This window comes from Candidatus Hydrogenedentota bacterium (genome assembly GCA_035416745.1).
Taxonomy (GTDB): Bacteria; Hydrogenedentota; Hydrogenedentia; order Hydrogenedentales; family SLHB01; genus UBA2224.
In genome coordinates, this window is the sequence record DAOLNV010000030.1 from 1 (window position 1) to 21,791 (window position 21,791).

General features: G+C 60.2%; 12 protein-coding genes. 5 read left to right on the top strand and 7 right to left on the bottom strand.

Annotation, left to right across the window (positions count from 1 at the left end; translation table 11 throughout):
- Both PLJ71_11035 and PLJ71_11040 read left to right on the top strand, forming a co-directional pair.
- Window positions 1-803 (top strand): hypothetical protein (locus PLJ71_11035; GenBank protein ID HQM49212.1); only part of this gene is annotated, 803 nt, incomplete at its 5' end.
- A gap of 378 nt (window positions 804-1,181) precedes the next feature.
- Window positions 1,182-1,553 (top strand): hypothetical protein, encoded by a 372-nt coding sequence (locus tag PLJ71_11040; GenBank protein ID HQM49213.1) that lies wholly within the window; start codon window positions 1,182-1,184, stop codon window positions 1,551-1,553.
- A 192-nt stretch (window positions 1,554-1,745) separates the two neighbouring features.
- Here PLJ71_11040 and PLJ71_11045 read toward each other — a convergent pair whose 3' ends face one another.
- The 5 genes from PLJ71_11045 to PLJ71_11065 form a co-directional block, all read right to left on the bottom strand.
- Window positions 1,746-4,079 carry a hypothetical protein gene (locus tag PLJ71_11045; protein ID HQM49214.1) on the bottom strand — a complete coding sequence of 778 codons (2,334 nt, stop codon included), beginning with the start codon at window positions 4,077-4,079 and terminating at the stop codon, window positions 1,746-1,748.
- 304 nt (window positions 4,080-4,383) lie between these two features.
- A complete protein-coding gene (locus tag PLJ71_11050; GenBank protein ID HQM49215.1) occupies window positions 4,384-6,552 on the bottom strand; it encodes a dockerin type I domain-containing protein in 2,169 nt (722 codons plus the stop codon).
- A 526-nt stretch (window positions 6,553-7,078) separates the two neighbouring features.
- Window positions 7,079-7,945 (bottom strand): fumarylacetoacetate hydrolase family protein, encoded by an 867-nt coding sequence (locus PLJ71_11055; protein ID HQM49216.1) that lies wholly within the window; start codon window positions 7,943-7,945, stop codon window positions 7,079-7,081.
- A gap of 84 nt (window positions 7,946-8,029) precedes the next feature.
- A complete protein-coding gene (locus tag PLJ71_11060) occupies window positions 8,030-8,926 on the bottom strand; it encodes a sugar phosphate isomerase/epimerase family protein (protein ID HQM49217.1) in 897 nt (298 codons plus the stop codon).
- Between the two features lie 157 nt (window positions 8,927-9,083).
- A complete protein-coding gene (locus tag PLJ71_11065) occupies window positions 9,084-12,368 on the bottom strand; it encodes a hypothetical protein (protein HQM49218.1) in 3,285 nt (1,094 codons plus the stop codon).
- Between the two features lie 197 nt (window positions 12,369-12,565).
- On the opposite strand from PLJ71_11065, the gene PLJ71_11070 reads away from it, so the two are divergent.
- Window positions 12,566-13,012, top strand: coding sequence for a GxxExxY protein (locus PLJ71_11070; protein ID HQM49219.1), 447 nt, complete (start codon window positions 12,566-12,568; stop codon window positions 13,010-13,012).
- Between the two features lie 447 nt (window positions 13,013-13,459).
- Complete coding sequence (locus PLJ71_11075; protein HQM49220.1) at window positions 13,460-15,115, top strand: PKD domain-containing protein; 1,656 nt, start codon at window positions 13,460-13,462, stop codon at window positions 15,113-15,115.
- A 197-nt stretch (window positions 15,116-15,312) separates the two neighbouring features.
- Here PLJ71_11075 and PLJ71_11080 read toward each other — a convergent pair whose 3' ends face one another.
- On the bottom strand, window positions 15,313-17,088 hold the full coding sequence (locus PLJ71_11080) for a hypothetical protein (GenBank protein HQM49221.1): 1,776 nt from the start codon (window positions 17,086-17,088) through the stop codon (window positions 15,313-15,315).
- A 478-nt stretch (window positions 17,089-17,566) separates the two neighbouring features.
- Window positions 17,567-18,574 carry a hypothetical protein gene (locus PLJ71_11085; protein ID HQM49222.1) on the bottom strand — a complete coding sequence of 336 codons (1,008 nt, stop codon included), beginning with the start codon at window positions 18,572-18,574 and terminating at the stop codon, window positions 17,567-17,569.
- 327 nt (window positions 18,575-18,901) lie between these two features.
- Between PLJ71_11085 and PLJ71_11090 the strand changes: the two genes are divergently transcribed.
- Window positions 18,902-21,559 (top strand): GDSL-type esterase/lipase family protein, encoded by a 2,658-nt coding sequence (locus PLJ71_11090; GenBank protein ID HQM49223.1) that lies wholly within the window; start codon window positions 18,902-18,904, stop codon window positions 21,557-21,559.
- Window positions 21,560-21,791: the final 232 nt, after the last annotated feature.

A 21,791-nucleotide genomic window follows, 5' to 3' on the forward strand; every position in this document is an offset into this window, starting at 1 on the left:
CAAGTGCAGCCCGGAAGAAGACACGGGATGAAACGGGCATATCCGGAGGCTATATGACCTCATACGGAAGGGATGTTGTGGATTTCTTCGCCGGGAGCATCCCGAGCGCGAAGGGTCTCGCGGTGGGCGGTCCGGCGGCGTTGCTGTGGGCCCTGGCGTGCTTGATGTTTGCCGGGGTTCTCAAAACGCGTTGGAACTGGAAGACTGGGTACACGCGGAAGGTATTTCATTTTCTTATCTTCGGCACAGTAGTGGTTGTACACTGGATATGGGAGGCCTCGGGGGTATCCCTGTTTGGAGGGATGACAACTCTGGTGATCGCGTATGCGCTTCTCAGGGGCCCGGGCCACTTCATGTACGAGGCGATAGCCCGGGAAAAGGACGCGCCGAAACGAACGCATTACGTTGTTGTGCCATATTTTGCGACGCTGATCGGGGGTTTGATCACCAACATCTTTTTCCCGCGCGCGGCCGTGTTCGGGTATCTCGTGGCAGGACTCGGAGACGCTGTCGCCGAACCCGTGGGGACGCGCTTTGGCAAACACCAGTATCGTGCGCCCGCCATGCGCGGCGTGCGCGCAATTCGCAGTTTGGAGGGCTCCGGCTCCGTTTTGATTGTATCGGCACTGGCCCTGACCGCGTGCCTCGGCGTTTCACCTCACTTCTCATTGTCAGGGGGATCTTTGCTCGTGGTTGCGCTGATAGCCGTGGTTTCGACAGCGGTCGAGGCCGTCTCGCCACACGGATGGGACAACGCTGCATTGCAGGTGGTTCCGGCCTGGCTTGGAAGCGTCCTCTTATAGACGGCGGCCGGGTGCTGCTCTCAGGAGTGAAATATGGTGTGGGCATTCTGTTTGCATAGCCTTCTGAGGGAATACGGGTGGCAGTTTCTGAGACGCGTGGCCGTGCCGCATCCCGTGAAGGCCGCACGGGCCATTCTCGACTCCGGCGCCCTGGACTTGTCGGGTGATATGACCGAGGTATGTGCCGGAGGGGCTGGCCAAGGGCTCGAAGACGCGCTATCGATCGTAGGGGCCGGTTTTTGCCTGAAGCCGATGAGTCCATCGTGCATGTCGGGCAGGGCGAACCATGACTGTCATTACCTGGAACACCTGCTCCACTCCAGAGTAAGCGATGTTCCTGGATGCTGTCAGCAATGCGCAATCAGGGAGCTCGGAATCATGGCGCTTGAAGCAGGCGCCGCTTTCTACATCATGACTTCGGCTCAGGACATACTGTTCGATGTGTTTGCCCCGTCGCTCAATGAGGGGAAATTTTCGTCGGGGCTTTTCGTGCTCTGTCGCTATTCAATGAGGCCCTTTGCGGCGGGCTTGCTGGCCTCGGGCATCCGGGGGTGGCTGTTTCCGTTTGAGACAGGCGATTGCCGGGATTACAGAACGTGGCTTCTTGCGGATCGCGGAACCAAGGATGAACGGACCGAGATTAACGAGCCCACCCGAAGAACGGTCAGAGAGGTCCTCGCGAAGATGACCAAGAAGCCACAGTCCGACACTCACTTTGATAGGCGTGGCAACGTACTCTACCCCGGATAGAGGGTGACCATCTGCTCCACCTGACCGCCAGACGGCAAAAGGTTTGTGCCTTCATAGAATGTATTGGGTACATCTCAAGCCTCGACACACAGGCCGTGCGGCACCCACGTCACGAGAACTGTTCATGACCTCATTAGAGCCTTTTGAGCGCGCGATAAGGCCATCTGCCACCCGCCGCCGGGCCTTGATCTCTTATCGCTCACCCGGGATAAGGCCGGATGGACGCGGCGGCCCGTCATACGGCGCCGCACCCAGGCGGCGTCCCGGCCGGTCCTCGACAGTCGTCAGCGCCGGGTCGCCGGTCTTTGGCGCTTCGATGAAGCCATAGTAACGGCCCATCCAGTAGTCTTCGAGCCAACCGATGGGCGGCGTGACGGTCTTTCCCGCTCGGCGGCCGTCGTATCCGAGCGCGTTGCGGCTTCCGTCCTTGGCCTCGGTTTCACGCGGTGACATGGCCCGCGTGCCTCCCCCGTAAGCCACATAGCCGCGCTCCGTACCGAGATCGCATCGGCAGGAGTTCGTGTAGCTATGGTTCACCGTGTCGAGCGACCACTCACGCAGGTGTCGGGCGGCCTGTTCTTCTTCGCAATCGTTTCCGGTGAGGGCGCCGTATATATAGTTGAAGAACGGCACGTGCTGCATCCGCATTACTTCCCAACTGCGTTCCAGGCTTCGCAGATAGACGGAACGCAGCCCGGGATCCTTGGTGTAGGTGAGCAAGGGATGGTAGCACCGAAAAGCCAGCTCGTCATCCCACGGAACAACCGAATCGGGCGGAAAGGTCAACTTCTGGCGCACGGTGTACCGGTGATAGCGCCACTTCATCAGCTGCTCGAGGCCCTCCTGGTATTTCGCGTCGCCGGTCAACGCTTGCGCGGTGATCATGTAGGTTTGGGCTTCCATGCCGTTAAGCCCGCGCGCCTCAAACCCATAAGGAGTCAGCAGGTACTCCGGATCCCACCGCCCCCATCGCGTCGGTTTGCCGTCCATGTCACGCAGCACCCAGCCATTGTCCATGATGTGGGCGGCGATACGCGCGATATGCTCTTTGGCGCGCTCCTTCTCCGCCCCTTTTGCCGCGAGATCGTGAAATAACGCTACCGAGTAGATATGGCCGTTTACCTCGTCGCTCGAGGTGTCGCCCTTCCAGAGCCAAAGGCCATCGCTGGTTGGATACCACTTCGCAGGGAGACCGCCCGAACCGCGATCCGACATTTGGCCCCGGTCGCCTTTAACAGACCAGATGGCGCGGGCGATGAAGCCGGGCGAGGGGGTAATGTCGTCGAGCCAGATCATGGCCTTGAACGCATCGACCGCCTCCGCGCGTGCCTGCTTGTCGCCGGTGGCGGCGTATTTAAACGTCATGGCGGCGAGATAGTGGGCGGTATATCCTCCATCGTTGTCGCTGATCTCGCGCAGCCAACCGTCCTGATCGCCGCTCCAATAGAGTGCGTGGATGAAACCGAGGCGCTTGTGTCCCCACTCCTCAAGCGCGCGTTCGTAGAACGCGGCCTTCCTGGCCAACGTGTAAGGCTCGTAGCGGATGATAGCGAGGCCCGCGTCCGTGGCGGCATACACGGTCCGTTCGGCCACGGCGATATCGCGCACGCCATCGCCGGGAAGCCAGTGGTCCGCGCCGAAGTAGTGGAATTCCTCCCCCACTTTTCGGATCGCGCCGCGCGTGGTGCCGATCCAGAGATCGCCATCGAACCCCTCGGCCAGGCACGTGGTGTCCTCGTAGGGGAGTCCATCCTGGCCGCGCAGGGCGGTCATGGCCATGCCGCGCAAAACGGCCACGCCGCGGTCGGTGGCGACATAGAGGCGGCTGCCCTGGGCCATCATGTCGCGCGTATTGCCGGAAGGCAACATTCCCCAGTCGACGGGGTCAGGCACGAAGGTGTCAATATCAATCAGGGCCAATCTGCCCGGAAGAAGCAAGTACAGAGTGCCACTATAGGAAGCGATGCGCTCAATCGGGCCGATGCGAACCGGGTCAGCCAGCACTTGTGAAAAATCCTCCATCACAACAGTGGAATCGCTGGAGAGATAGCCGCCCTCCGGCGTGATGCTCACGAAACTGCCGTTCTGGAACCGGAAGAGCTCATCACGCGTCGCTCCATATACGGCGCCGAGATGCAGGCACAAATCCACGAAAGGCCGCTCGTCGACGCGCTGCCAGGCCTTGCCTTCGCAGCGGTAGACGCCGGTCTCGGTCGTGGCCCATAACGCGCCATCCAGCACGCGCAAACGCTGTACTCCACTCGGAGCGCCGGGCGCATCCTGCAACGCGCCGTCGCGCGCGATGCGTATGGCGCCGCCGGTGACCACGCACGCCGCACCATCGTACACGGCCACGGCGGTCGCCGGCTGAGGGGTAGGAATCTTCTCCGCCACCTCCTGGAAGTACACGCTGTCGGCGACGGGTTTCCAGTGTCTAGATGCGGGGCTCGCGACCTCGGCGGAGTAGGCCGCCGAAGCGAGCATCATGCAGGCTGCACAAAGGAGGCGCGTGCGTCTCGTCAACATGATCCTCACTCCTCTCTGGGCTCGTGTTCGTGAATATTCCCCTCTCAAGATTCCCGGCGCCTCAATGCCCGGCGCAAGGATTTTCCCGCAACAGGCGCGGGCCGCTTTCGTGTCATTCTAGAACCCGTGGGGTAAGACGTCAACGGCTTGGCTCTCCCTCCCTGCCAGATTCGCTCCTGGCTTCGGGGAACCTGAAGGAACGATGGACGAATGAACGCCTTACCGTACCAAAAGGGCTTTGTCGCCCTGGTGCCCATAGCCGCGCCGCTGTTGTTCACCGGACGCCTCCGTTGTATCCTCCGGCTTACCCGACGGCCGCCATGGTCACGATTTGTACGTCCACGGCGTTCACAGCGCCTGAGCCATCGACGTCGCAATTGAGCGCGTTGACGCCGCCGGTCAGCGTTTGCGCAGCTCCGAGCGCGACGTTGATGACGAGTTGCAGGTCGATCGCGTCGACCTTGCCGTCGCCGTTCATGTCGCCGGTTACTGCGTGCCCATCGGCGAAGCCGTCGGGTTCGTAAGCCACGTGTGCCTGCTGCTCGGAGCCGGTGGTGCGGTACAGCGCGGTCCCGGTGAGGCGGGTCACGCCTGCTTCACCTGATTCTGAGCGTATGCGGTATGTCACGTGTGCGGGGAACGCAGGCGGCCAAATCCAGACAAAATTCAGTTCGCCCGAGTCGCCTTGGACAGGCGCAATGGCGGGCGGTTCCGAGGCATCAATGACGCCATCGAAGGTCCAACCTGCCGGCAGCGCTTCCACAAGGGCCAGGGCTGAGATCGGCTCGGCGCCGACGCTCGTGAACGTCACCTTCACGTCCGAAGCGTCTCCGTTGGCCACGATGCCGCGCGTTGCGTACAGCGCTGGCGCAGTCGCGTCACCGATAACGCTGGCCTTCGCGATCCCCGCCTTGGCGGCGGGACCGGGCGCGTATCCGTCTTCCGTGCTTTCCGCAACATGGTAGCCGCCCAGGTTATAGAATTGGACCGGGCGCAGGATTTCGGACACGCTGATCTTCCAGTCCTGTGGATTGTAGTCGTTGTCGTGTGGTACCCAGGAGGGGTCGGGCGTTCCCGGGAGTCCAGGTTGGTACCCGTCTTCCGTTCCCACCGCACAATGATAGCCGCCGATGTTATGGAACTGGATTACCCGCAGGATCTCCGACACACTGATAAGGTTGTTCGCGGGATTGTAGTCCAGCGTGTGGTGAATACGTTCCTGTATCAAACGTAGACCGCCAATGGCGGCCGTTTTCGCCGTACCACCCACGCGCTGGTACAGCGCGCCTCCCCAGAAGGTCTTGTCGCCTGTCTGGCCCAAGGGCACGTTCACCCTGTACGTAAACGTATACGGGAACGCGGGGATACACGACCACACGAACTCGAGCGTGCCGGTTGCGCCGGAACTCGGGCTTGTCGCGGGACCGCATCCCGGCGGGTCGCAGCCCGCCAGCGAGTCAAACGTCCAACCCGCCGGAAGCTCTTCAACCACCTCCAGGGCGGTCAAGTCGTCCGCTCCCTTGTTGTCGATAGTCACCGAGATCTCTTCGACCCCCGGCGATGCATACTTGTAATACCAGAACGAGCGGGATGCGGATACATCCTCGTTGTCGGAGTCGAGGTAGTACCCAATGATGGGTTCCGCCGTGTCCGAGGCCCATTCCCCGCCGATGGCCAGTTCTCCGCTTGCCTCCAGAGAGAACGAGACATCGATAGTTCTCCCCAAGGCAATGATGGGACTTCCATCCGGATACTTCATGAACCCGCGGAACGGCGCCGTGACCTCTGCCTGGCGCCCATCCGGCGATAATGCAATCTCGAGTATGCCCTGATACACGGGCCCCCTGTCCTGTACCCAGATAATGGTGCTTGAGCCGTCGGGAAGGATTATCTCGCCGGGATTCCCCTGTGGCGTGTCCCACCAGACCCATTGCGTGTACCAATCATAGGTCCCCGGTCGTACGTCGACGATGCCGTTTGCCTGGTCGGCCTGGGCTGCCAGGAATTCGGCCTCGTCAAGACAGCCATGGTTGAGGTAGTGGCCCGTATTGAATGCGCCGTTGTAATACTCAACCTCCATATTCATGTCGTAGCCCGCGGACGTCGGATAGTAGCCGCCTTCGTGAAGCCAGTATCCGGTGGCGTCATCGCTGTCGACGTCGATAGTCACAATGACGTAGTACCGTCCCGGCGTTCCGGCGCTTTCGTGCTGGGTGCTTCCGATCACGCCTGTCGCCCGGAAATACGCGTATAAGTTCTCCTCGTCGTGCGTGAACTTGAACTCGACGAGATCCACGTCTTCGTGCTGTACATGAACCGGCACGTCGAAGGGCCCGTCATGATCGGTGTCGTGCGTATCGTCAACGGGATCTGTATACGAAGGCACATCCGCCCAATCTCCAAATAAGCCATCGATTACTATCGGGTACATGGGTTCGGCGAAAGCCGGAAGTCCGAGGACCCCAATTGCCAAGAAGACGAGTCCTCCGCCAAGCCTCGTCGAAAGAGTGCTGCGTGCGGCTGCGATCGCTCTTGTGAAGAAGAGGGGCCTTGACTTGTTCACCATAGTTCCCTCCGACGTCATGTCTCACTGGCCGACGAAAGCCCCGCGTCCCGACCCCTCCAAGACCGCTGCACGCTCTAATTCAATCATGGTGACAGGTCTTGGTGTCTGGGGCCTTCCCGGGTACGCTCATTCTGACTGCCTTTCAAGAAACCCTCTGGCCGCTTTCTCTGACGATAGACAGTATTTCGGGCGCGCCATGCAAACAGCCCTTCTTAAGCTTACCTCAAGTTCGTCCGTCGTTCTCGTTCTGGAACAAAACCACGCGCCAGCGGCGTTTCCATCGCTTGTTCCTCGCACCTTGGTCTGTTTGCAGCAAGAACGAGCCGGCGGACCCTGTGTTGTCAACGGCGCACCACAGTCTATAGCGGCCGTCCCCCAAAAATCCAAGCGGGAGCGGGCACTGCAATTCCAGCGGACAGCGTTTCCCCAGCGTTCATTCGGCGGGCGCGCCAGCGGATGCGGCCACTTTGTTCACGAGAATGCCAGCGTTTTCGAGTTCCACTTCTACCGTATCGCCGGGCTTCATGGCCTGGGTGGTTCCCATCGTGCCCGTGAAGATAAGGTCGCCGGCCTCGAGGGTCACATGGCGGCTGATCCAACTCACGATCCCGGCGACGTCATGGACCATGTCGCGCGTGTTTTGAAGTTGTCTCACCTCGCCGTTGAGCCGCAGCTGGATCTGCAATGCGTTGTAGTCCACACCCGACACGATGAACGGTCCACACGGGCCGAAGGTATCCGACCCCTTTGCCCTCCACCACTGGATATCGCCGCGCTGCCAATCGCGTGCGCTCACATCATTGCCGCAGGTAACGCCGAATACGTGTTCCAACGCGCGCTCGACCGGCACGTCTTTGCCGCGTTTACCGATGACGATAACCATTTCTGCCTCGTAATGTACCTCCTCCGTTCCCCGAGGAATCACAATATCGGCGCCGGTGGGCACCAGCGCGGAGGGAACCTTGAAGAAGACTTCCGGGTGCGCCGAGGGTGTCTGGCCCCCGATGTGGCTCTTGTAGTTTCCAGCCAAGGCCAATACCTTGGTCGGCGTAGTTGGCACCAGAAGCCGCACCTCCGCCAAGGCATGGGTTCGACCCGTCTTGGCCCAGGTGCCGAACAGGTCCCCCGAGAGTTCCCGGACCCGGTCTCCCTCAACGATGCCGTACGCGATGGTCTCTCCCGATTGAAACCGGCAGTACCGGACTGCGCCATTCTCAGCGGCGCCCGCCCATGCGGCGGTACACGGAGCAAGCACAAGACAGAAGGCCACTATAGAGCAGAACAGATAAGGCGTACGCATGACTCTGACTCCTTCCGGCCGTACGCAAAGCGCGACAGCGTTTCTTTCTCATTCTCGCGTTCTTAAAACAAATGAACCGTGTGCTCAGGATGTTCCGGCGATCAAACGATGAATGAAAGCGAGGCTTTTGGATGCCGTTGCATCAAGGTTTTCCATTGACCCGCCGCCACGGAGGGGCGAACACATCTCATAGGCCACGTAGCCGTCAAATCCGCCGTCCTTCAGGCCCGCCCAGAATGCAGTGAGGTCGACGAAGCCGTCGCCGAGCGGCACCGCCCGCACCATGGCGGGCAATTCGCGATAGTTGATCAGCCCGGGCATATAGGCAAACCGTTTCATGCGGACATAGTCGGCGAAGGTTGTCTGCACCATGTGAGGCGCCAACGCTTTCGCGCATTCGTACAGGCCGTCACCATGCAACGCCGGCGACCAGGGGTCAAACATCGCCCGGCAGTTGGGATGGTCAACGTCGTTCAAGAACTCGAGGAAGCTGTCCGTGCCAACCCCCACGTCGTGATGGTTCTGAACCCCCAACACGAGCCCGTACTCATGTGCAGCGGCTGCGCACTCGCGAACGGCCGTTACGCACTTTGCCCAGTCTCTCTGCGCGGACTCCGGTTCCGTCGTATACCCCGTGAAGACGCGCACGACCGATGCGCCGAGCTCGCGTCCCAGCCGGGCCAGCGTTCGTACATACGCGACCTGCATTTCGACGAAGGGCACTTCAGCAGCCGTCTTGCCCGCCGTGAAATCCGTGTACCCGGCGATGGTCGCGATTTCTATGCCCGCCGACCGGGCCGCGTCCCGCAGTTCAGACACCGTTTCGTCCGTGGCGTCCAGAATCGATAAATGCGGCCGTTTCCCCATGATTTCGACCGCCGGATACCCCAGCTCGCTCGCCTTCCGGACGAAGTCCGTCAGCGACAGGCTGGCTTGTCCCCAGAGTCCCGCATAGCTGACGGAAAACAGAACGGGCTTCATGAGACGCATCCTCCCCTTCCCCGGTTTCTGTCGTGGGCATATCCCGATACTTCATTGGTTCGGAGTGTCGGCGACGGCTGAGAAGTTCTGCACCCCTTCTCGTAATTATCCCCAGGGTTGCGGGGTGATTCAATACTCCCCTGACGGAGCATCTCGTTTAATACTCTATCTCGACCTTGATCTCGCCATTCATGCCCGAGATGTCCACATCGCCCCGTTCGAGGTCAGCCGCTTCATGGGGCGCGCCGTTGACACGAACGCGCTTGGCCGCCGCCTTGTCGGGATGGCGGAATCGGACGACGGTCCGCGGCGGCTGCTCTACGAGGTCGAGCGAGACCGTTGCCGCAAGCCGACCGGCGTCCAGCTGGGGCTCGTAACGAACGCCGGCCTTGCCGTAGTGCGTGGCGACGCCGCTCGCGCCGAATGGTTCCTGCTGAGCAAACCACGCGCGCGGAAGGGTCTTGCCGAAGTACAGGGCCTCGTCCGTGGGATACACAAACATGTACCGGAGCCAGGAAACGGCGTTCGCTTCATCGCTGGTCTTGAAGTGGGCATGGTTTGAGAAGCCAAGCCAGGGAAGCGGATGCTCGACCATGGCGTCGATCTCTTCCCGATAGCAGGCGTTCCACGCGTTGAAGAACATCCAGATGTAAACCTCCGGCTCATCGCGCTCGAGGTACGGCAATAGACCGGCCAGCAGGTTGGGCTGGAAAGAGAATCCAGCGCGGTCAAACCACATGCGCTCGAAATCCTCCATGAAATAGCCGTACGGGGGCTTCGGATAGCGATTGTCCTGGAAATCATCGAGAATCCAGGCCGCCTGTGGACTGTCGGCCTCGTACAATCCTGAGAGCAGCAGATATACCGAGCCTTCCAGCACCTCGCGAATCCAGCCGATCTCGCGTCCCCGGCGGTACAGGCGGCTGGGATAGTGGGGCGCCCAGCGGCCGTCGGACAGGCGCACGAGGGGCGCCTGCCGCCGCATGATCTCGAAACCTTTTGTGATGTCGGCGCGGTAGGCGTCGGACTCGCTGCGAACGCGCGCGGCTTCCGGATGGCCCGCTTTCTCAAGCGCCCGTGCGGCCCGGTCGGTTGCCCGCCAAGTCAGCGCATTGGTCGAAAGCCAGTAGTAGAAGTCGGTGACGTCTTCGAGGCTTCCCGCGGGCAGGAACCCGCGCTCCCAGCCGCGCGAATGGGGCAAATCGGTCATGGTGTTGCGCCGCTGGCGGAAGACCCAGTCCGCGCCGTCGATCACCGAGCCGGCGACGCTATCGAACCAGGCTTTGTCCTGTGTAAGCAGGTAATGTTCGCAGAGGCACCACAACACCCATCCGTGGTGCTGATTGTACGATCCCTGCTCGAAACCGCCCGCGCCGAAATACATGCCATCGTAGTCCGTGAAGTTGCCGGGCTGAGGGACCGTGCCCTGGTATTTGACCCACAGCTCAAGGCGGCGGCGCGCGTCTTCATGCATGCCGCGCTGGTCCAGCTCGTTGACGATCATGCAGGACTCGTTACTGAAATTTCCGTAGGTGGATGTGCCTACGGATGTGTTGATGAGGCCGCTCCCGCCGGGCATGAGAAAATCGGTGACATAAACATGCGCCAAGTGCGCGGCGTACAGCGCATTGAGTTGCGGAATGGGCGTGACGACTTGCGCGCCCCGGCGACCCACTTCGCGCCAATAGGCAGTGACCTGCTGCTCGCACCGGTCGAAATCAAGGCCATCAAGAGCCGCCAGTTCTGAGCCGGACTCCAGAGCGATGAAGGGAACGCGGAGAATGAGCTCGCAGGACTCGCCCGGCGCGAGGGGCTTCTCGAACACGACCTCGTCATCACGGGAAACGGGCAGCATCCCGGTCTCAAAGGTGCATCGGAGCGCCGGATTCCCTTCGAAATCGCTGTAGATTCCATTGCCCTGAATCGCCAGCGCGTCCAGGGGGCTGGGGGGCGTCGTGTTGTCACTTGAACGGCCGGAATCCTGCGAATAACGGATTGGCATGGCAGCCAGCACGGGCTGGTCGCCATCATTCCTGAAACGGAACCGCGCAAGGGCCGCCATGGGGTCGTCCCCGGCCCAGGACTCACTCGCGATAGGGGTCAGAAGCGGTACGGCGAAGGATTTGTATTCGGCCTGAAGCGCGCCTTTTCGCGCGTGCACGTTATACGCGAGCACGGGGGCCGGGTCCACGAACCGGGCTATCGGGGCCCAATCGTCGAGGCCAAAGAAGAGGCGCGCGCTTTCCCTGCTCTTGAAACGGGCCGTGTCCTTGCCCTCGACCCAGGTCACGTTCCGTTTGAACAGCACGAGGTCGCCATTGGATTCGACCCAGAAGCGCTGGCGTGCGTGCGTGCACCCGATGTTGTAGCTTACGCAGTGGGGACGCGGTTGGCCGTTGTACGCGCCGCGGAGGGACTGTTCGCCGCTCTGGGCAACGCGTTGCGCGATCGTGCAGGCGTTCTCGATGGAGGCACGGTACTCGCTGAAAGGAATGGCATCCTCTTCGCGAGCGATGTATGCGGCCATCTCAGGGAACCAGACCGGGCCTTCCTGGGCCAGGCTGACGAGAGAGATTGTAAAAGCATCCTCGCCCATGTCGAAGGTCACGAGGCCTTCGTCTCCGCTATGGTCCCGCCCGGGCTCCAGATGGCGCACCCGAACGCGGAACGCGCGCGAGTCTCCCGCTCCGAGGACGACCTTCTCCCCCACCACTTCGACGCCGCTGACCGGCTCAACCGATTCGATGGAAGCGTTATAGCCGGAGAGAGCAACGCTCTCGGCGGAGGTCCTGCCGCCGGAGTCCAACTCGACACGGAGGGTTGTTTCGGTGGCCGGCGATGCTGTGAAAATGCGTATCGCCCTGACTTCTTCCGGGGCGATGCCGTCGATTCGAAGCCCCTGGGTGCGGCGGTAACCGACGTTGTAGTCGCGGAGGAGGCCCTCGAGTCCGGCCCGGGCGTCGTCGCTGCCAGCCAGCGAATCGAGCTCGGCCTGCAGCTTTTCGAACACGAACGCGATGGACCGGTCCCCGCCTTCGGTTTTGACCGCGGCGGGAGTCCACTCCGAATTGAACCAATCGTCCTGATGAATCCAACCGAACCCCCCGACGGTATCCCCGGCCTGGCGCGCCTCGACGCGCGTCTCGGGCCAGGTCTTTCGGAGATAAGAGAGGCCTGCCGGTGGCTCGCCCGAGTATTCGACGACCACTTTCACAATGTCGCGGGGATCTTCAAACCAGACCTCGTTAGCGGGCGTATTGGGCAGCGCGAAGGGAACTACATCGAACTCGGACGTAGCGGCGTTTTCCTGAGAAGCGGGGACTTCCGACGCGAGAGCGACGAAGAATGGCGTGACCAAAGCGGCTCCAATCGCGACAAGGGCTATCCCGCCGATACGGAAACAAAACCGGCAAAACCTGCAATCGGACGATACATGCTTCATGGGTAGCCCCCTATCCGGCACCGCAGGCCGGCAACTCATGCGCCTCAAGGAACCACCCAAGCGTATCACCGGCTCCGAGACACATCAAGAACCGGACGGATCCCCAATCGCCTGATAGGAAAGCCCTCGCGGGTGGGATCGTATTGTCTCCATAAAGACAAGAACGAACTCACACGGAGACACAGGGAACACGAAGATTGAACCCTCCGAAACAGGATCAGACAGGAAGCATCATTGTGGATTGCGCGGTGGCGCTTCATCGAGAGACGGGTCCCGGGCTATTGGACACGGTGTACGAAGCGGTGCTTGCAGGCGATTTGGAGGCCCGGGGTCTGCGCGCGGCACGGCAAGTCCCCATCCCCATCGAGCTTCGCGGGCTCCGGTTCGACGAAGGGTTGCGTGCAGACGTCATCGCGGAGGATACCGTTCTTGTGGAACTCAAATTCGTGGAGAAGGTCACAAAGGCGCACCGTAAGCAGGTGTTGACCTATCTGCGGTTGACGGGCATCCGACTCGGCTGTTTACTCAACTTCGGCGAGGCTTTGATGCGGGACGGCATTTCCCGCATCATAGACGGAGACATTGAGCAGATTTCGCTTCGGCGGGCGCTCCATTTCCTCCGCGTCCTTTGTGCCTCTGTGTGAGTTTCCCCAATCGTCGTGTTGTCCGGCGATTGGGGTCTATGATCCCTCTTTGAAGCCGTTCACGACCCAGAAGACCTCATCCTGCGCGGCCCCCCCGGCCCTTCGAAAAGCACAGGTTGCACAAAGCTCTTGCGCACTCAATGAGAGTCTGTCAAGATAATTCTGCCGGGTGATACGGCGGCTGACTATCCGGGCGAAGAACCGGCGAAGGTACGTTGCTGCCAGGTGCATGAGAGAATCGGGCGGGAAGAGATTGGGTGTCTCAGACAATTGGGGCTCGACTCCCGCTGAACAGTCTCACAAATTGAGAACCGTGCGATGCCTCGCGAACGCACATTTCAATCCGTAGTTACAGGTGAAAAGTGCTCGTTTGGGACAATCGGCGTTTGTCTGATTCCTGTTGAGCCGGGCCAAGTTGCGCTCTCTGTCTAACGTGAGGATTTGTTAATGAGCAGCGATCGGGTTTCTCGAATGATCATGAGTGTTGGGCTTGGCATCATGTTGGGCGCCATGCTTGGCGGTTGTCCGAAACCGGCTCTGCCAACAGCAGGTTTCACGGCCAGCCCGCGAACGGGGACTGTGCCCCTGGAGGTGGCCTTCTCCGACCAGTCTTCTGCCGGAGGCGCTGAGATCACGGAATGGTCGTGGCAATTGGGAGACGGTCATACAAGCAATGACTCCAACCCTGTTCATATCTATACAGTGCCGGGGACATACACCGTCTCACTCACGGTCACGACGGCCGCCGGAGGGAACACCCGCACGGAAACCGGCTATATCGTCGCATCACCGGCGAACGGACAGGAACTGTTTGTAGAAGTGCCTGACCCGTTGTCCGGCAGTAACCCGGTTTTTCCGCTGAGCTCGGCCAGTGCGCCAGCGCCGGGACAGTCTGTGCCGGATTCGGATTTTGGCCTTTCGCAGACAAGGGTCACGCAGGGGACAAGGATACGGCACGAGTATTCCCGTGTCGATCCGTTCAATCGGAACCAGTCGATGATTCTATTGACGGACCTGGACAATGGCCAATGGCTCGTTTATAGGACGAACACCTTGCCTTACAATACAGCCGCGCAATTGGTGACCACCCCGGAGCTGTCGGAGCCCCGTTGGGATCCCGTCGATTCGGATCTCATCTGGGGGCTCTCCGCAACCGACCACGAATTCCGCCTCTTAAGGATAGACATGAACAACCCCGGGGAAATGGAGGTTGTGAAAGATTTCGCCGCCGATCCGGCAATTCAGCCCATTCTGACCGCGAACCCGGACCTTTACCGGATAACCATGAAGGACGAGGGTGAATCTTCCGCGGACAAACGGTATTGGGCCTTCATTCTTCAGAGCAACGTTGACAATGCCTCCGAAAGTTACCGTGCGAAATACATCTTCACGTGGGACCGGCAAACAGACCAGGTGCTAGGGGTGTACAGTATTCCCCTCAGCGAATCGGACATCGACTGGGTGGGCATGTCTGTAAACGGGAACTGGGTGCTTATCGGCGGCATGGACACGAACACAGGGAACCTTGCCGGGCTCACGATGGCCGACAGAGCCCTCACCCAGTTCCATCGGTTGGACTATTCAACGGCACATGCGGACGTGGCCCTGGACAGCGATGGGAACGAAGTAGTCGTCATGCAGAACGCCAATACCGACTACGTGGACATGATTCCGTTAGAAATGGCTACGAAGCCCATTTTGGAGTCCGGTGGCAGTTATGCCGGAACCAATCGCGTTCCGTTGATTCGTCTTTACTATGCTTCCGAGGAGCCGGACGGGCTGAACAGCGGCGTTCACATCTCCTGCAACACGCCGGGTTACTGTGTAGTTTCCACGACCATCGCTTCAGGCGACCCTGCGCAGAACTGGCTTGACCGGAAGATCGTGTTGGTGAAACTAGACCGCACAAATCCTCGAGTGTTCTACCTCGCCAAAGTCTACGGTTCAGTGGACGATTACTGGGAGGAGACGCACGCCACAATCTCGAATGACGGGACGAAACTGGTCTGGAACACAAATTGGGGGCTCAATCCCGGGCAGGCACAGGTATGGACGATGCAACTGAGCATGCCCGCGGGATGGAGAAGCGTGTTGGGCGACTGAACGGCAAAGAGCAAAAGGAGGGCTTGGAACCCAAAACGCAGCCGGCCAGCACTGCAGACCGGCCGGTCTTGTTCATACCGCGCGTTGGGGCATTATCCAGCGCGGGCTCACTTCCTCAAACAAGAGGGCGCTCCGCGAAACGGGCTGGATATGGAACGGCCCTCATGCCACCGTCGCGCAGGATTCAGGACTCTTCACTACTCCTCAACCCATGCTAGAATCCCCACGACCCAGCCGGTGCCGCCGCGTGTCTTCGTGAACCGACCATCCAACAGGGTTGCTGCCGCTTCCTCCTCCGTGCTCCCGTAGGCCATGACAACAGGGTGGTTAAGCTCACTCTCCGTGAGCAGGGAGTTAATCCATGACTGACTGATTGACTCCCCCCGATGGTAACTGCCGAAAAAGCGCCATCCGCCCCTGTCGTATCCGTGGCCCGTACCGTCAGCCCCGCAGACGGTGCGGATCCCGTCCGCCACGTGACCGTTCATCCAGTCGGTTTCGATGTTTTTCGGTTCGCCATTCGCCGGGCCGAAAATCCAGTTCATCGAGGCGCAGGTTTCCAGGAACAGATGCCGGAGATTCCCTTTGCCTAACCCGTCGTCACCCTCTTCATGAAGCTTAATCCACTTGTCGTAATCCCTCCGGAAATGGTACGTATGCCGCTTATTCGACGGTGAGTACAGGGGCCCGCCGTGGGTAGAGATCATCGCCACATGGCAGAGTTCCAGGTCATTGTAAAATGCCGGTTCCAGCTTGAGATCGGTGCCGAGCGGTGCCGTGAAGGATGCGCCGTCGCACGTCGTGATAGCGGTGTTTCCCGTCGTCGAACCCACAAAACTATACGAATCCAGGCTCCTGTGCCGAGCGACGTGCACGTCATATTCCCATGACTGGCTTGCCGCGTCCCAGTTTCCCCGCATGCCATTTTTCCGGTCGTGAAGGTACCACCAGAACCAACACCAGTATTTGTACTGGGGTAGCGTGATGTAATATGCGGCGTCACCATCTGAATCGTTCGCGCACCAGGCAATAGGGAAAAAGTCCATATAGTACGGATTGCACTCCGAATAGTATCCGCTCGGGTCGGTGCCGCAAGGGATACTGGCATTCGGATCCAGGAATTCCTCCCCCTCGTAGGAATAGGCCGTTAGCTCAAAGCGCACTTCTTCCGGATCGAAGAACGTTCCCAATTGCATGCCGGCAAAATAGTCATAGACCCCCGGCTCAATCAGCCCGCTCGCCAAAGCTTCGTGGAAGACGCCAACGGTCTCCTCGGCCTCCGAAGTCACGAGGGCCGTTTCCGCCCTGACAACCCCTCCACCGGGAGCAAAGGAGATGGCTGTTTCAAATGACCGCGGCGCTGCCGAAGTCTCCGCGACGTCGACGACAGGGCGTCCGTCCCGCGAGATGCTGAACGAAGTCTCATAACCACTTACCTTTGCATCCTCGGAAATCGGGGGAATGAACATCACCGTGGTCCGGCCTTCATGGTATTTGACCGCTTCTGCCTTGGCGTTGGTGCCCTTTGAGGCCACCAGTTCGCGGACCGGGACCACCCGCACTTGCGTGTTGCCGGCGTAGTCTATCCCGAGGAGCGACTTGGCCAGCTGCCTTGCCTCCTCTATCTGGCTCTGAGGCACGGGCTCCTCCATCCATTGGTCAAGAGTCGGTGCGAGGTCCGTAGAGAACGAGGCCGCAAGATGCGGATACACGTTCTTTGACCGGAATAGCTGGCACCCGGAATCGTCCAAGATATAGACCCAATTCTCGGATGCCACTTCCACGTGGTTGCCCACGAATTTCGTCTCTGTTGCCGTTTCATCTTGCGGGTCGACGATATTCCTCATTCTGTCAAAGGAATCCGCGGCGAAATCACGAACCTGCTGCTCTTCCTGGCTCATGCGAGGAGGACATCCCAACATGGCCAGAGAAACAGCAAGTATGGCCAATAGGCATTGCCGAGAAGCATTCATGGTCTCACTCCTCCTGTGTTGGTGGAGCATCTCCCCGCCTTCGCAGACGCACCACTTCCCTCGTTGGTCTTGCCGCCAGTTTTGACAATCCCAAAGGGGCGATATTGGGACGGCAGCCAGCTGAACCGCAAGCAATGAGTCGGGCAGCGATTGCTTCGTTGGACAAGCCTCCCCACTCCTACGCCTAGTCTAGCACATCTTCGTCATTGGGTGGGGATCTTTGGAGAGAACCGCAGCACCCGCGAGAGACCCTGAGAACCGGCGAATTGGGGCCCGGGTGTTCGAGTCCCTCATCCTCCGGCATTTCTGTCAGGACTCGTTAGGAATGGCCTGGCTGTGGCTGAGCGAGTTGTCCACGGGCGGCGGGAAGGGCGGGGGGAAACGCCGGAAACCGCTGGAGCGCAAGAAGGCTAATCCCGCGCCGACACGAAGAGAATCACGCTCGCCGTGGCCTGCGTGTAGCACTGGGAGATCCCGGCTACCGAACCTTATCCAGTCTCCAGACGTCGTTTATGGGCGTGCTGCCAGGGTGGCTTCCTGCGACCATCCACAGGTGGTTGTCGAAGACAAACACGCTTCCCGCATGGCGCGTCGGCCAAGGCGTATTCGGCAACTCGGTCCAATGTACGCCGTCCGGCGAATACCAGACATCGTTGCGGTTCATTTCGGGCGTGTCAAAGTTGGCCCCTGCCATCAGCCACATCTTGTTGTCGAACACGGCCACGCTGTGATATTGCCTGGGCGCCCACGGGGCATCCGCGTCCTTTCGCCACTCCACGCCGTCGGCGGAACTCCAGACTTCGTTGTAGAAAAGGCGGTTCGGATGTGCGGGCGTATCGTAAGTGCCGCCGCCGAGCAGCCACATGCGCCCCTCGAACACAACCGATCCCTGGATCATCCCCCGCGGCGACCAGGGAGCGTGTTCCGTCACGCGTGTCCAGTTCGCGCCGTCGGAGGAATTCCACACGTCGTTGTAGAACGCTTCCGGAACGCCGGGCACGAACTGGGGCAACGTCTGGCCTCCCATGACCCAAATCTTACCGTCGTGAACCATCGTGACCTGCATGTTCCGCTGCCCCCAAGGCGCGCTTGAGGTAACTTGCGTCCAATGCACGCCATCGCTCGAATTCCAGATGTCGGGCTGGTAGTGTTTCAAAAGCGGGTCGCCTCCCACGATCCACATCTTGTCGTTGAAGACCGCGTATCCGCCGCAATGGCGTCCATCCCAAACCGTGGGTGTATTGGGGGTGTTGGGCCTCACTTGGGTCCAGTCCAAGCCGTTGATGGAGTTCCACACGTCGTTGTAGCCAACATGGCCCGGACCGCCTTCCGGCGGATCGGACCAACCCCCGAGCACCCACATCTTGCCGTTATAGGTTACGGCCCCCGCGCCGTCGCGCTTGGAAAAGGCCGCCGCATTCGTCACTTGGGTCCATTTGTACTCCGCCGCCGCGGCCGGCAGAGAAAGCAGCCAGAATACGGCCATCGTTAAGCTCGGTAAGGTGACTCGCATCATCGTAGCTCCAGAGGGATACGGGAGAAATTGACCCGGCATTCCCCATATGGACGCGCCTGTAACCGCCACGCGTTCTTCTTCGGCCAGTGTAGTCGCGTTTCCTGATGTGGTCAATGCTCTTTCTGCTGTCACCTTCCCTCTTTTGAATCTTTGACGGCTTGGCCTGCCCACAGGCAGTATAGCGGTTCCGGCGCAACCGCCGGCGTGTTCGATTTGCCGCCGGTGTTCTCCTGTGGCGTGGCATAGACCGGCACAGCGTAACGGGCGCGCATAGTGCAATGAATGAGGAGCGAACCAATGGACGTGGCCAGAAAATGTCTGACGTGGGCGGTTGTGGCGTGTTGTCTGAGTTGGGCATGGGATGGCGTGCCAGGTGACCCGGCCACTCCCGCCGTCCCCCGGACGGCCGAACTGCTGCGCGCCGGCAGCGACCCCGTGCGGGTTGTGTGTCTCGGCGACAGCGTCACGGGAGTCTACTACCATACCGGCGGCCGGCGTGCCTATCCTGAGATGGTGCAGGTCGCGCTGACGCGCCTGTACCCGAACGCGCCCGTCGAGGTTTTCAATGCCGGCATCAGCGGCAACACTACCGTCGACGGACTCAATCGCCTGGATTCGGATGTGCTCGCCCACAAGCCGCACCTTGTGACAGTGATGTTCGGGCTGAACGACATGACGCGCGTACCGCTGGAGGAATTCGAGGCGAACCTCGCCGCCATCATTCGGAGGTGTCGCGAGGCGGGCGCAGAAGTGATGCTGTGCACTCCCAATTCGGTCTTTGAGACGCCGGAAAGACCCATCGCGAAGCTGATGGAGTACGTTGACGGCGTACGCCGCACGTGCGAACAGGAGCATACGCCGCTCGTCGACTGTTATGCCGCCTATGAAGCGGTTCGGTCCGAGGACCCGTTCAAATGGCTCATGATGATGAGCGACGAGATCCACCCCAACATGGCAGGACACAAGCTCTTGGCCGAAATAATCGCGGAGGCCGTCTCGGGCGAGCCGGTATCGCTTGAACGCGAAGGGCCGCCACAGCCGGCGCTTCCCAAGACCTTGGCGCTCCTGAAAGAAGGCAAGCCCGTCCGCGTATATGCCATGCCGCCGTACGACAGCCTGGCGCCTTCGGCGTTGAAGTCCATCGTGCCTGACGCGCAAGCGGAGGTTACGTCATGGCCCGTGGCAGGCCTGACATTGCCGCAGCTCGAAGAGAGCGCGAAGAACGTGCGCGACCTGAAACCGGACCTTGTAATCGTCGCCGTGCCGATTGACGCAACGGCTGATTCGAAAGAGCAGGCTATACAGTCGTACAAGTGGGTGCTCAACTACGCGCTGAGTTTCGCGCATCAGGAATGGGACTGTCTGGCCGTCGCGCCTTCGGTGACTACCCCGGTTGTCGGTGCCAATATGCAGGAACAGGATCGTCTGGCCAGGGCGCTGATCGGGGCGCAAGATATCGGGATGGTGGAACGGAAAGCGGGAGACTCGCGAGCCCCCGAAGAGATCTTTGCCGAGTGGTTGCGCGAACAGATCACAGGCGCGCCGGACAACGTCATCCCCGTGGGAGACAGAACACAGCTCTTTATTGATTCCCGCTTCATCGCCGAATCGAACAACATAACGCTGTGCATGAACCCGCCTGTCAAGGCGGGACCCGTGATCCTGCCGGACAAACCATGGGAATCGGGCGAGATCGGTTTCTGCGTGAGCGTGGTTCAGCACGAAGGCGAATATAAGATGTGGTATCTCGCCCGGGATAAAACCGGCGGATTCTGCCAGTGTTTCGCACGGAGCCGGGATGGGCGAACCTGGGAAAAGCCTGAGTTGGGCTTAATCGAATATCAGGGGGCGAAAAACAACAACATCGTTTTGACGGGGGCCGTCGAGACGACCGTGTTTCTGGATCCCGCGGCGCCTCCGGAGCAGGGTTTCAAGGCGGTCTCCGCGATGTACTGGCCGGACCCGCAGAAGGCTGGCTTATACATTTGGACCTCGCCGGACGGCCTGAATTGGGCGCAACCGCCTACCCGGGTGTTCCCGCTGCTTCCAGACACCGCCAACCAGGCCTTCTACGATACGCGACTGAAGAAATACGTCGCCAACATCCGGGTATGGGACCCGTTACGCAAGGTTGGCCGTGTCGAGATGAACAACATCCTCGAACCGTGGCCGTTCACTCCGCTGGAGAAACCCTACTACATATGGGGCGCGGACAAGATTCCCGTTCCGAGCCGCGAGGTCCCGATTGTGTTCAGCTATGACGAGAAGGACCCTCCTCAATCCGACCACTACAATGCCGCCTGCATTCAATATGCCTGGGCGGACGACGCGTATTTCATGTTTCCATCCCTCTACCGCCATTTTCCGGAACCGCCGGCAGGAAAGTGGGGCAACGACGGGTATCTCGATATTCAGATGGCCGTGAGCCGGGACGGCGTGAACTGGACCCGGCCTTCACGCGAGCCGTACGTACCGTTGGGGCTGGACGGCTCGCTTGATTCCGCACAGCTGTACATGGCGATAGGGGCCGTCAGAAATGGAGACTCTTTGTATCAGTATTATGGCGGATACAAGAGTACCCACGGCCAGCCGAATGTCGAAGGTGGAGGGTCTATTCAGCGGCTCGAACAACGTTTGGACGGGTTCATGTACGTCACTGCGCCGCTCGAAGGCGGCACACTCACTACTCCGACAATCACGTTCTCCGGACGCCGCTTGTTGTTGAACATCGACGGAAGCGCCGCGGGAACCGGCAAGGTCGCATTACTTGATGCCGGCGGCAAGGAAATCCCCGGATTCACTCTCGCGGAGTGCGACGAGTTCGGTGCAAACTCGTTGTCGCGGGAGATCACGTGGAAAGGCAACAGCGACATGAGCGCATGGGCAGGCAAACCTGTTCGGCTCAAGTTCGCTTTGAAGGCAATGAGGCTTTTTTCATTCCGGTTTGCCGCGTAGTCTCTGGAAAAGTGCCGTAAGTATGCGGACTTCCCTCGTCCACGCTCTGGCGTTGGCTTCGGGAGTCAGCACCCCAGAAGCGGGCCTTCAATGCGCCACGCAAGCGAATCGGCCGTCCTTGAGGTCACGAAGAGAGCCCCGGGTTCGTGATGCACATGGCCGTGTAGAATCGGGCGTGGGATATGACTGTATTCACACTGCGTTCACCAATCCCGGCTCACGCATTTCTGAG

Coding starts and splice junctions, on each gene's coding strand:
- PLJ71_11090 (HQM49223.1), top strand. CDS start 18,902: ATGGACGTGGCCAGAAAATGTCTGACGTGGGCGGTTGTGGCGTGTTGT.
- PLJ71_11045 (HQM49214.1), bottom strand. CDS start 4,079: ATGTTGACGAGACGCACGCGCCTCCTTTGTGCAGCCTGCATGATGCTC.
- PLJ71_11060 (HQM49217.1), bottom strand. CDS start 8,926: ATGAAGCCCGTTCTGTTTTCCGTCAGCTATGCGGGACTCTGGGGACAA.
- PLJ71_11065 (HQM49218.1), bottom strand. CDS start 12,368: ATGAAGCATGTATCGTCCGATTGCAGGTTTTGCCGGTTTTGTTTCCGT.
- PLJ71_11055 (HQM49216.1), bottom strand. CDS start 7,945: ATGCGTACGCCTTATCTGTTCTGCTCTATAGTGGCCTTCTGTCTTGTG.
- PLJ71_11075 (HQM49220.1), top strand. CDS start 13,460: ATGAGCAGCGATCGGGTTTCTCGAATGATCATGAGTGTTGGGCTTGGC.
- PLJ71_11085 (HQM49222.1), bottom strand. CDS start 18,574: ATGGCCGTATTCTGGCTGCTTTCTCTGCCGGCCGCGGCGGCGGAGTAC.
- PLJ71_11080 (HQM49221.1), bottom strand. CDS start 17,088: ATGAATGCTTCTCGGCAATGCCTATTGGCCATACTTGCTGTTTCTCTG.
- PLJ71_11040 (HQM49213.1), top strand. CDS start 1,182: ATGGCGCTTGAAGCAGGCGCCGCTTTCTACATCATGACTTCGGCTCAG.